The following is a 12,063-nucleotide window of genomic DNA, read 5'->3' as shown; positions in this document are numbered from 1 at the left end:
CCTCGTTGGAAAGGTTTTCAGTATAGGGACAAATTTTATTAATCTACAGAAACACCCTTACCCTCAGGATAAAGAAGCTAGTTAAATTTGTCAAGCAATTTTTTCATGACCAGCTAGATAAATAGCTACTTCTTCAATTTGATTGAGGTGAAAAATTGATTGCCGTTGCGGTAAATAAGCAGCATTACTGAATCTTTGCCGTCTTTTTTTACTGCTGAATCAATTTGTTTTTGAAAATCATTAGTATTTTCAATATCGATTCCATCTAGTTGAATAATTATATCACCTTTCTTAATAACACGTAGTGTAGAATTACTACTACTATCTACACTAGTAACTACTACACCCTTTGTGGGTGCATTGTTTTTTAGTTCTTTTGGCAAATTTGAAACGGTTAAACCACTTATATAACTAGATGTTGATTTATTTTCTTCTTGATTATTACCTGAATCATCATTTGTAGATTCCTCGATTGCAACCTTGATATTGACTTCTTTACCTTTTCTAAGTAACTTAACCTGTACTTTCTTTCCGGGCTCAGTTCGTGAAACCATATGAGGTAATTGCGTCATTCTATCAATTTTTTTGCCGTCAAACTCTAATAGTATATCACCTACTTTGATTCCTCCTTTCTCTGCAGGACTGCCCTTTACTACGCTTGCAACTAATGCACCTTTGATATCTTTTAAACCCAAGGATTCAGCAAATTCTTTTGTTATAGGCTGAACTTGCACGCCAAGCCAACCATGTTTTATTTTTTTACCACTTTTTAATGTGTCAATAATTGAAATAGCTAGATTAGATGGTATAGCAAAGCCTATACCCACGTTACCGCCAGATTCAGATGGGGAATAAATAGCAGTATTAATGCCTATAACTTTTCCATTTAGATGAAATAGTGGTCCCCCTGAGTTACCTCTATTAATTGCAGCATCAGTTTGAATAAATTCATTCATAGTACCAATACTAATGTCTCTAGATCTTGCAGACACAATTCCTGTACTTACAGAGCCACCTAAACCAAAAGGGTTGCCTATTGCAATAACTGTATCACCAACTCTTGCTTTATCAGAATTACCAAATTCAACAAAAGGAAGATCTTTATCAGAATTAATCTTAAGCACAGCAAGATCAGTTTTTGCATCATAGCCTAAAACTTCTGCTTTGAAATAAGTATTATCGTTCATAGTAACTGTAATATCTTGGGCATTTTTAATAACGTGATAGTTGGTTACTATGGTTCCACTTTTATCTATAATAAATCCAGACCCAAGTAACGTCACTTCTCTATTAATGCTAGGAGCTCTATCGAAAAATTGATCAAAATGCTCGAAAAATTCTCTAAAGTCATCAAAGAAATTATTTCTTGGCGTAAAAGGGATTTTAGTTCTACTGTTATTTTCTTGCTTAACTATTTGCTCACTTGAAATATTTACAACTGCGGGAATAAGTTCTTCCACTATATCAGCAAGCCCTTTATTACAACTACATACAGGATCTGCAACTGTTTTTGCAAACAGATTAGCATATGAAGCAAATGAAATTAAAAAATATGCAAATATAGATAAAATAAATGCTTTACTTTTCATAAACTATTTCCATCCCTTGTTCAAAATATCTAAGAAATTATTATTTGGTGAAAGCACAAATTTAGTATTACCCTCAGCAAATGATTTACTGTAAGCTTTCATAGAGCGATAAAAGTTAAAAAACTCTTCATCAACCTTGAATGCCTCATTATAGATTCTAGTTGCTTCAGCATAACCACGGCCTCTTATTTCATGTGATTCTTTTACTGCACTAGAGACAATTCCCCTTTTTAATTTATCAGCTTTTGATCTAATTTCTTGTCCAGCTTGTTCTCCTTCTGCTCTAATTTCTTTTGCTTCCTTTTCTCTTTCAGTTTGCATGCGGCGGAATATTGCAGAACTATTTTCTTCTGGTAGATCTGCTCTCTTAATTCTTACATCTATTATCTCTATGCCAAATTTTCCAGCTTCAGAATAAACTCCACGTTGAATTAATTGCATAACTTCTGATCTCTTTTCATTCAATAAACTAATTAATGAAAATCTTCCTATATTCTCCCTTATGTGAGCTTCTATGACAGGATATAATCTTCTAACTAGCCCTGATTCATTTTTCACAGTCTGATAAAAAGTGATAGGATCTATTATTTTATATTTTGCATAAGCATCTACTATAATACGCTTTTGATCTGCAGTTATCACTTCCCTTGGAGTTTTATCAGGACTTAGATCTAAAATTCTCTTATCAAGAAATTCTACGTTATTTATAAATGGCAATTTAAAATATAAACCACTGTCCCTAACATCTTTTACGACTTTACCGAGTTGTATAACTATTGCTTGTTTTGTTTCTTGAACAACAAAGATTGAATTAGATAATGCAATCAATAATGCAACAAATACAAAAGCAAAAACAATTTTAATATTACTACTCATGACTATTTTCCTAGATTTGTAAGAGGTAAATAAGAGAACATACCTTTCAGATCGTCTGTTATAACAAATTTATCTACCTTGCTAAAAATATTTTCCATAGTTTCAAGATAAATACGATTCTTAACAAGAGAAGGATTTTGTCTATATTCTTCATAAAGAGATAAAAAGCGATTTGCATTACCTTTCGCTTCATTTATTATTTCGTTCTCATATGCTTCTGCATCTAATTTTATCTTTATTGCTTCACCTTTTGCACGAGGTATAATATCATTACTGTAAGCATATGCTTCGTTTATAGTACGCTCCTTATCTGCACGAGCACTTTGTACATCCCTAAATGAGCTAATCACTTTTTCTGGTGGGTCAATTTTTTTCATTTGAACAGATAAAATTTCTATACCCATTTGATATCCATCAAGAATCTGTTGCAATAAAATTCTAGTATCTCTGGAGATTTCAGCCCTACCTTGACCTTCGAGTGCAAAAGAGATCGTATTTTTACCTATTATTTCTCTCATGGCACTTTCAGCAGCATTTTTAACGCTGAAACCAGGTTTATAATCCCGCACTTTGAATAAATAATCTTTGGCATCTCTAACTCGCCACTGGACCTCAAAGTTAACGTTGACTATATTCTCATCTCCGGTAAGCATCACTCCTTCACCACGATCTGTATCTTGCCCATAAGAGCTGCTTATCCCAATTTCTTCACGATTTACTTCTTTAACATTCACTTTAAAAACCTTACCAATAGGGTAGGGAAAGTGATAACGCAAACCAGATGTTTCTGTATTGGAATATTTGCCAAAAGTAAGTTCTATACCTTCCTCACTCGGATGGACAATATAGAAACCAGTACAAAAATAAAACAACAAAACAATAAAAATGATGAAATAAGGTTTTTTCCCTCTATTTCTGGTTAAGCCATTAAAAAAGCATCTTATATCAGACACAGCTTTACTTAAAATATCTTCATTACTTGAACCTGACGGTTTCTTTCCAAGATTCCAAGGATTACGCTCATCCATAAAAATTATTAATTGTATAACTAATACGCTGATATTACTTAATCTTATCAAAAAATGCAAAACTATTTTGTTTGCAGATTAATGATCGGAGTGAAGGATGTGATCATACACTTCCTTTTTCTCTATATTATATGGTCAATTCTACAGAATTTCTGGCTTTTTTTGAATTCTTTATTGTCGTTTTTGATAAGTATCTTTAGTTGTATATTAATTATTAACATAAAAGACAATGCCTGGGATTTAGGAAACTTAATTTTAATCAAGTAGCTGCATAATAAATCATCGTCAAGTAATAGAATGACATTATCTACTATACAAATTACCTGCAAATTGCAATGTTCGAACAATTGTGTATCTGAGTTTTGAGATGACGAAACTAGGGTTGTATAATCTATACACATTTGTGACAATTTCTTACCTTCGCTCAAATAACTTTTCAATATCGCTTAATTTCATTTCTATATAGGTTGGTCTTCCGTGATTGCATTGTCCAGAATATGGTGTTTTTTCTATTTGCCTCAACAACTCATTCATCTCCTCTAATTTCATCTTTCTACCTGCTCTAATTGATCCATGACAAGCAATTGTAGCTAGTATTTTATTTATTTTATCCTCTATAGGTAGAGTATCTTCTATTTCTATTAATCTATCCACTATATCAATTAGCATTTTCTTCACATCTATTGACCCTAAGATTGCAGGTATTTCTTTTACTATGATCGCATTTTCTGATTTAATTTCGATATCAAAGCCCATTTCGAAAAGCTTATCCTTATAAACTTCTATCATTTCCATACCGGCTTGACTTTTGATTTCAACCATTTCAGGCAAAAGAAGTTTTTGTCTTTTTATACTTGATTTCTCCTTTAAGCACTCGTATACTAGTCTTTCATGGGCTGCATGCTGATCTACTATAATTAGTTTGTCTCTTACCTCGGCAATAATATAAGTATTGTAGATTTGACAGTGTGCAAACCCAAGTGGATAATCCCTTATTAGATCGGTTTGTTTCCTTTCCAAAATTGTAGTTTCTGCTCGTGGAGGAGATTTTTGCATACCAGTATAATCAAACGATTTTGAATGTTCTGATAAGCTTTTTGTCTCTATATTTGGAGAAGTAAACTCTCTCATTAACTGGTTTTCAAAAGGATCCGACCTTCTTCCATAAAATTCATTTTTAAGACTAGACCTACTAAAAGGATCTGATGATAGATGATTCGTTGTTGTTCCATTCTGGGCCAATACAGTTTCTGCAAGATCTATTCTCTTTGATAGCACTTTTATTAGCCCTCTTCTCACTATTTCATATATTAGCCTCTTGTTCTGAAACCTTACCTCTGATTTATTTGGATGCACATTTACATCAACTTGATCATACGGTATCTCTAAGTGCAGCGCTGCAAAAGGATATCTATTGCTTGGAATAAGGTCGTGATACGCATAACGAATTGCACCAATAAGTAGATTATCTTTAATTGGTCTACCATTAACAAATGTATAGATCTGAGTTGAATTGCTACGATTGACAGTAGGTTTACAGATGTATCCTGTAAGTCTAATGCCATCTTCTTCTTCACTAATTTGCAAAGAGTTTTCATGAAATTCTTCTTCTACTTCGCATAGCCTGCTAAATAATGAGTTCTGCTTAGCATACTTAAGAAGCTTCTTATTATCGGAGATAAGAGTAAACTCAATTCCATAATTGATCATTGCTAAGTTGTTTACAATATCAACAATGCTTTGTGTTTCTGCCCTTTCGGTTTTGAGAAATTTTAGTCTATTTGGTGTGGCAAAAAATAAATCTCGTACTTCAATATATGTTCCTATCGATAAAGGATAAGGAACAAGCTCTCCTATTTTTTCTCCCCCCTCATACCTTATAGACCATGCTTGATCTGCTTTGCTTGCCTTAGATGATAATTTTATTCTGCTTACTGCTGCAATTGAAGGCAAAGCTTCTCCTCTAAAGCCAAGATGCTTGATCTCTATCAATTCACTGTCACTCAATTTTGAAGTAGCATGGCGCATAAACGCAAGTTCTAAATCATCCTTTTTTACTCCGCTACCATCATCGATTACAGTAATGAGGTTACGCCCACCACTTTCTATCTTAATTTCTATCTCTGAGCTTCTGGCATCTATTGCATTTTCCACTAATTCCTTTACCACACTTGCAGGCCTTTCTATTACCTCTCCTGCTGCTATACGATTTATGGTTTTTGTATCTAAAAGAACTATTGCCATTATAATGTTGGTTTTTCTTTTACTGCTTTAGTTTGCCCCTCTCTCCATTTTTTTAATCTATCTGCAATTTCACTATTAGAAATCGACAATATAGATGCAGCAGTAATAGCGGCATTGCATGCTCCACTCTCTCCTATAGACATTGTTGCAACTGGAACACCTTTTGGCATCTGCACTATAGATAATAGACTATCTAGCCCATTTAATTGCTTGCTATGCACAGGAATACCGATAACAGGTAAATAAGTAAGCGATGCAGTCATACCAGGTAAATGAGCCGCTCCTCCTGCACCAGCTATAATAACCTTAAAGCCTTTTTCTTGAGCAGACTTAGTAAAATTAAAGAGTCTCTCTGGTGTTCTGTGTGCGGATATTATAAATACATCATGTGAAATTTCCAATTCTTTTAATAGGTTAATAGCATGCACCATAGTGCCATAATCCGACTCGCTTCCCATAATTACAGCAACATCCTTTTTCATTTTTTCTGTATTAGACATGATTTTATTTACTAACCAAATAGTATTTCAGAAGCAACAGATATTTAAATTAAATTACGAATATGATATAGCATTCTTATTAAATAGAAACTTTAAAAATTGAAATGAATCCCTATATTAAAATATAGAGGTATAAATTTCGGATATAAGGGTCTATTCATAATCTTTTTAGAAGCAAAGCGGTGGAAGCAAGAAGACGATTTGTAAGCTAGTATTGAATTTTGCTTATCACAATTGTCTACACTTTTCTATAAGAGTATTAGAGACTTACCTTTTGACAATACGGCAAAGATTTCTACAGTTACATCCTTTTATTTGTTTCTTTGCAATTACTTTTTTATATATATTTCAAAACACTTTCTTTACTTCCGCTATGTTTTTTACTTCATTTATTAAAATAATCTTGCCATTTTGAAAACATTGTTGATTCACTGAAGCCACTTTTTAGGACCTGTAACACTATGTAAAATATATCCTAAATCTTCTTGATTTTGTTTCTTTCTACAGAACTCTACTCAGTTTTTCTCCTACTCATCTTGCTCTGTTTTCATAATTTACATACTCTATCTCCGGTTTATTCCTTTCTTGAGATCATGTACAGTCTCTAAAACGAGTTTGTAAAATGATTATTTCTGTATTTTAAACTTTGCAATTTCAACTTATTCTCTTTAATAGTAAGTTTTTTACAAAATAATAGTTTGAAATTACTAGTATTTTGATAAAAATTATAGTCAATTTAAAATTTTGAGTATCAGATAGTTATTGACAAGTTATATACTATTAATATATTGGTATATTAAATATTATGATATAATATTTAATAAAGCTAGTTGGTATGTGAGAGTAAAAATTATGGAAACAATATCATTAAACAATCTGGATAGTGAAGCAATAAAAAAAAAATTGCTGAGCATAATAAGTAAAATTATAGGAAAAAATACTTGGACTCAAGCTTGTGCGGCTGAGAAACTTGGTATTGATCAACCAAAGGTGTCACAAATTAAAAGTGGTAAGATAAGTGGTTTTTCTTTAGAGAGACTGTTAGGTTTTTTGAAAAAGCTTGATCATGAGATAACAATTACAATAACAGAAAATCAATCAGTAAAAGCTAAAGAAGAAAAAGTAGAATGTAGAATTGGATCTCAATAGATCTGAAGTTGACATCTTATTTTTTGTGATATAGTATAAAGCTTATCAAGGTGGTATTTTATGGTTGAGTCTATTGTAGAAAAGTGTGTAGAACAGGTACACAACCGTTTTAAATTGGTTCTGCTAGCAAGTCAAAGAACGCATGATTTGAGTACAGGGGCAAGCGATCCCGTTGAAATGGTTAAGTTTAAAGATCATAAGGATACGATAGTTTCTTTATATGAAATAGCAGAAAAGAAGGTGAATACTCATGAGTTGTTTAACCTTTTGGTGAAAAGGTGCAAGGAGCACATGAAAGGAAACACAGATAATACTTATATTAATAGTCCAAGTAAGCTAGCAAATTTGTTAAATTTTTCTGATCATCAACTTAACACAAGTCTGGATGTAAGTCAAGAAAGCCACGATGATGAAATAGATGATCAAGATAGTGGTGAAGAAGTACCGATTTAGAAATCTACAGAGGTTATAATAGTTTATAAATGATTAGTATTGCTATCTATGTGCTTTTGTTCTGTATGAGTGTAATGTTATGTTGTATAGTATTTAGGTCAAGTGACGTTTACAATAAGATTTTAGCATTCAATAATTTATCAACACAATTAGTTTTACTCATAACAGCAATATCGATTGTTCTGAATGATTTTTTTTTAATTGATATAGCATTACTATATGCTAGCATCAGCTTTATATCAACTATAGCGCTAATGAGATTAATGTTGTTTTGATAATTTATGGTAGCATCCATTCTCATATTTTTAGGTGTTTGTTTAATAGTCATTTCAAGCGTAGGAGTAGTAGTATTTCCTGATTTCTATACTAGACTACATGCTGCAGGTATTGCAGATTCTAGTGGCGCAATGTTGTTGTTGATTGGTTTTGCTTGGCAAAATGAATTTTCAATCAATACTATTAAAGTTATATTATTGATTTTTATAATATGGATAGCCAATTCAACTAACAGTTATATTTTAGCGCGTACTTATTATAAAAGTAAAGACTATTAAAGAAGGTTAAGATGCTAGAAATACTGAATCTAATATTACTTTTGCTGTTACTCACGGTTACAGTTTTTATAGTTCTTTCGAAACATTTGGTTGTAAGTGCTGTTCTAATGTGTGTATTTAGTTCACTTATTGCACTTATGTACTTGATTATGAATGCGCCAGATGTTGCAATTACTGAAGCTTCTGTTGGTGCAGGATTGAGCACAGTCTTTACGTTTGCAGCACTCTCTTTGGTAAAGAATTACAAAGCAAATTTATCTCATAGCCCCACAACACTTTTTTTTATGTTATTTTTGACTGCATGTTTATCATACTTTATGATTCAATTACCAGATTTTGGCAGTCATAATGCTCCAGTTCACTTGCACGTTGCTCCTTATTATGTAGAAAATACTGAAAAAGCTATTGGTATTCCTAATATAGTGACAGCTGTTTTAGCAAGCTTTCGTGGCTATGACACATTTGGAGAAACTATAGTAGTTTTTACTGCTGCACTTTGTATAATGTTAATATTAGAAGAGAAAGAAAGTGATTAAAGATCCGGTATTAAGTGCAGTAACATTTTTGATGATACCTTTTATCATTTTTTTTGGTTTATACATACAGTTTCATGGTGACTATACTCCAGGTGGAGGTTTTCAGGCGGGAATAATTATTGCTTCTGGGATAATATTATATTCTATGTTATTTGATATACCTACAACTTTAAAAGCAATACCTTACTCTATTATCAAATTTACTAACGTACTAGGTATTTTAACCTATGGAGGAGCTGGTATTATAACAGTTTTATTTGGCCAAAATTTTTTATCCTATAGTATATTGTCAGCTGATAGTAGAACAGGTCAAAAATTGGGTATTTTCTTAGTGGAGCTGGGTGTATTGCTTACCGTCTCTTCTTCCATGTTAATCATATATATAAATTTTGCTCGCAAGAAAAAACAATGACTCTATATAATTATGTAGGCATTACTATATTAATGGTGCTAGCTTTCTATATCATTGTAAATGATAAAAACTTAATCAAAAAAATGATGGGATTAAGTGTCTTACAATCATCTGTTTTGTTGTTTTACATATCTTTAGGGTATGTAAAAAATTCTTTACCTCCTATATTGACTTCAAATTTTCACTTATATACCAATCCTATACCTCACGTCTTAATGCTTACTGCTATAGTGGTTGGAATTGCAACATTTTCAGTTGGATTGTCCATATTAGTAAGAATAGAGAGATTAGTTGATTAAGAAGAATGTGAATAAATTGATAGTATCTTAAACTATATGAAGTAGCAAGTAACTATAAATTAAGAATAAAACTATAAGCTTGCTAATTGTAAGTTTATTTGATAAATAAGAAATAAAATTATAAACTGTAAAGGTAATGATGTCAACTATTAATGGTACGGAAGATAGGAAAAAGATCATCAAAGATCTTGTAACCAAAAGTATAAGAAAGGGCGGTTTTATCACTTTTGATGATATAAATGATAAGTTGTCAGATGAAAATTTTTCAACTGATTTTATAGATGACACTATAGCTTTATTGCAAGACTCTGGAATTAACATACTCGAAAGTAGTGAAGATGAGGAAGAAGCTCCTTCTAATAATGATGGTAATAAGCTTGATGATGATGAGACATCGTTGAATACTACTACAACTTTAGTGCAAAACGATGATCCAGTAAGGATTTATTTACAGGATATGAGCTCTGTAAAGCTTTTGTCACGAGCAGATGAAATTAAGATAGCAAAAAAAATTGAATCTGAAAAGCATAACATGTTACGTGCAATAATTGAAACATCAGTGGCATTCAAAATAATCAAAACATGGCGTGATGATTTAAGTGGTGGAACTTTTTTACTGAGAGAAATTATAAATCTGGATGCAATTTATAACTCTGATTTCAATATGGTAGACAAAGAAGAAAGTGAAGCTGAAGATGTTAGAGATTGTGTTAATGATGAGGAAAAAGGTAATGATGAAAAGGGAAATGAGAGTGAAGACATAAGTTCAGCTAACTTAAATATTTCTGTTCTTGAAATGGAAAGTGATTTATTGCCAAAGGTTATCACGGCATTGGATGAGATCATTGCTTTAACAAATGAAGCATTGGTATTGAAAAAAAATTCTAAAGATTTCTCTAATGAGCTAGAAAATTTATATAATCAAATATGGTCTGTAGCATTACAAATTCAGTTTAGTGATGCTGCTATTACCAGAATTACACAAAAACTTTACGAAATAAATAGACTAATCACGTTTGAAGAAGCTAATCTTATTACTGAAGCTAGAAAGTACGATATTGATAGAGAAAGTTTTTATAATGTTTATGATGATGTGCTTTTAGAGCACGAGTTTAGTGAAATAAGTTTTCTCAAGATTAATGAAAATCAATCTCTTTTTACAGGTGAATTAAAAAATAAATTCTTAAGGTTTATAAACGATAGCTGTGAGTATATAGCTAGTGCCTTAAGCAATATTAAGAGTTATGTACAAGGAGATAGAGTTCAGGAGTTTAAGAAGGTAATCAAGAGAATACAGAAACATGAACAAGAAGTCTCTCAAGCAAAGCAAGAAATGATTAAGGCTAATTTAAGGCTGGTGGTTTCGATTGCTAAAAAGTATTCAAAAAGAGGCCTTGATCTGCTTGATTTGATACAAGAAGGTAATATTGGTCTTATGAAGGCTGTGGATAAGTTTGATTACAAACGTGGGTATAAATTTTCGACTTATGGTACTTGGTGGGTAAAACAATCAATCACTAGGGCAATACCTGAACAGTCTAAAGTAGTTAGAATACCAGTACATATGGTGGAAATTATCAGTAAAATCAACAAAGCATTAAGAAAGATGACTCATGAAATGGGTAGAGAGCCTACATTAGAGGAATTGAGTATAGAATTGGCGATGCCGCTAGAAAGAATACGCAAAGTTATGAAGATAGCAAGAGATCCGGTAAGTCTTGAAGCTCCAACAGGAAAGGATGATAGTAGTACCTTCGGTGATTGTATAGAAGATAAGCGAGTTTCTAAACCAGAGGATGCTGCAATACTTGCCGACTTGCGTGGTATTACGACCAATGTTCTTGCAACTTTAACACCAAAAGAAGAAAGAATTCTAAGGATGCGCTTTGGCCTTGGTAAAGATGGAAAGGAGCATACCTTAGAAGAAGTAGGAAAAATTTTTAATGTTACACGTGAAAGAATTAGGCAAATAGAGGCAAAAGCACTACGTAAGTTGAAACATCCAAGCCGTGCTAAAAAACTTAGAGGTTTCTTTTAAGGCAGAAGGGCTGCTCAAAAAATAGGTAAAATTCAGCCAAAGTTCTATAATTTCACCCTATTTTTCTTTTTTTATAGGCTTTATAGAGCAGTATGATTAGATATTGAATGTTATGGCAAATAAAAATAATAACTCTAATTCAAAGTGTAAAAATTTTTGTGTTCTGGGTGATAGTTTATCTGATAATGGTGTAATTATTGAAATTTTAATAACTTATCCTTTGTAAGAAACGTGAAACTTAATGCCCCTTTTTATTAAGGAGGATTTTTAGCAATGGCCTTACTGTTGTTGAATATGTATCAAAGTATTTAGGTTTAGAAGAATTTAAGTCATCATGGAGATGCTCATTTTTTGATCGATACTATGAACAGCAAGGTCATAACTA

Annotated in this window: 13 protein-coding genes; 8 read left to right on the top strand and 5 right to left on the bottom strand. The window is 32.1% G+C overall.

Annotated features, from left to right (window positions below; genetic code table 11):
• Window positions 1-125 precede the first annotated feature (125 nt).
• From AB3210_RS05745 to purE, 5 genes are all read right to left on the bottom strand, one after another.
• The gene (locus AB3210_RS05745; RefSeq protein ID WP_007302429.1) at window positions 126-1,589 is read right to left on the bottom strand and encodes a DegQ family serine endoprotease; all 1,464 of its coding nucleotides are present in this window, start codon (window positions 1,587-1,589) and stop codon (window positions 126-128) included.
• A gap of 3 nt (window positions 1,590-1,592) precedes the next feature.
• Window positions 1,593-2,465 (bottom strand): protease modulator HflC, encoded by an 873-nt coding sequence (gene hflC / locus AB3210_RS05740; RefSeq protein ID WP_007302430.1) that lies wholly within the window; start codon window positions 2,463-2,465, stop codon window positions 1,593-1,595.
• Between the two features lie 2 nt (window positions 2,466-2,467).
• The gene (gene hflK, locus AB3210_RS05735) at window positions 2,468-3,493 is read right to left on the bottom strand and encodes an FtsH protease activity modulator HflK (RefSeq protein WP_264690007.1); all 1,026 of its coding nucleotides are present in this window, start codon (window positions 3,491-3,493) and stop codon (window positions 2,468-2,470) included.
• 414 nt (window positions 3,494-3,907) lie between these two features.
• Window positions 3,908-5,737, bottom strand: coding sequence for a DNA mismatch repair endonuclease MutL (mutL, locus tag AB3210_RS05730; protein ID WP_052264667.1), 1,830 nt, complete (start codon window positions 5,735-5,737; stop codon window positions 3,908-3,910).
• On the bottom strand, window positions 5,737-6,237 hold the full coding sequence (gene purE / locus AB3210_RS05725) for a 5-(carboxyamino)imidazole ribonucleotide mutase (protein WP_007302433.1): 501 nt from the start codon (window positions 6,235-6,237) through the stop codon (window positions 5,737-5,739). The genes mutL and purE overlap by 1 nt, the downstream gene beginning before the upstream one ends.
• Window positions 6,238-7,089: 852 nt before the next feature.
• On the opposite strand from purE, the gene AB3210_RS05720 reads away from it, so the two are divergent.
• The 8 genes from AB3210_RS05720 (at window position 7,090) to rpoD (ending at window position 11,678) form a co-directional block, all read left to right on the top strand.
• The gene (locus AB3210_RS05720) at window positions 7,090-7,386 is read left to right on the top strand and encodes a helix-turn-helix domain-containing protein (protein WP_007302434.1); all 297 of its coding nucleotides are present in this window, start codon (window positions 7,090-7,092) and stop codon (window positions 7,384-7,386) included.
• A gap of 60 nt (window positions 7,387-7,446) precedes the next feature.
• On the top strand, window positions 7,447-7,839 hold the full coding sequence (rpoZ, locus tag AB3210_RS05715) for a DNA-directed RNA polymerase subunit omega (protein ID WP_007302435.1): 393 nt from the start codon (window positions 7,447-7,449) through the stop codon (window positions 7,837-7,839).
• A 29-nt stretch (window positions 7,840-7,868) separates the two neighbouring features.
• Window positions 7,869-8,114, top strand: coding sequence for a monovalent cation/H+ antiporter complex subunit F (locus AB3210_RS05710; protein ID WP_012481980.1), 246 nt, complete (start codon window positions 7,869-7,871; stop codon window positions 8,112-8,114).
• A 6-nt stretch (window positions 8,115-8,120) separates the two neighbouring features.
• Window positions 8,121-8,393: a monovalent cation/H(+) antiporter subunit G gene (gene mnhG, locus AB3210_RS05705; protein WP_012481981.1), complete on the top strand. Its 273-nt coding sequence runs from the start codon at window positions 8,121-8,123 to the stop codon at window positions 8,391-8,393.
• 11 nt (window positions 8,394-8,404) lie between these two features.
• Window positions 8,405-8,929, top strand: coding sequence for a DUF4040 domain-containing protein (locus AB3210_RS05700; protein WP_010404272.1), 525 nt, complete (start codon window positions 8,405-8,407; stop codon window positions 8,927-8,929).
• Entirely contained in the window at window positions 8,922-9,341 is a 420-nt protein-coding gene (locus AB3210_RS05695; protein ID WP_007302439.1) for a Na(+)/H(+) antiporter subunit B, read from the top strand. Before AB3210_RS05700 ends, AB3210_RS05695 begins: the two co-directional genes overlap by 8 nt.
• Window positions 9,338-9,640 carry a cation:proton antiporter subunit C gene (locus tag AB3210_RS05690; protein WP_052264668.1) on the top strand — a complete coding sequence of 101 codons (303 nt, stop codon included), beginning with the start codon at window positions 9,338-9,340 and terminating at the stop codon, window positions 9,638-9,640. Before AB3210_RS05695 ends, AB3210_RS05690 begins: the two co-directional genes overlap by 4 nt.
• Before the next feature lie 139 nt (window positions 9,641-9,779).
• Window positions 9,780-11,678, top strand: coding sequence for an RNA polymerase sigma factor RpoD (rpoD, locus tag AB3210_RS05685; protein ID WP_052264669.1), 1,899 nt, complete (start codon window positions 9,780-9,782; stop codon window positions 11,676-11,678).
• Window positions 11,679-12,063 lie beyond the last annotated feature (385 nt).

Source organism: Wolbachia endosymbiont (group B) of Scrobipalpa ocellatella (assembly GCF_964188425.1).
Taxonomy (GTDB): domain Bacteria; phylum Pseudomonadota; class Alphaproteobacteria; order Rickettsiales; family Anaplasmataceae; genus Wolbachia.
Note: the sequence above shows the minus strand (reverse complement) of the source record. Positions and strands in the feature narration are given on the sequence as shown.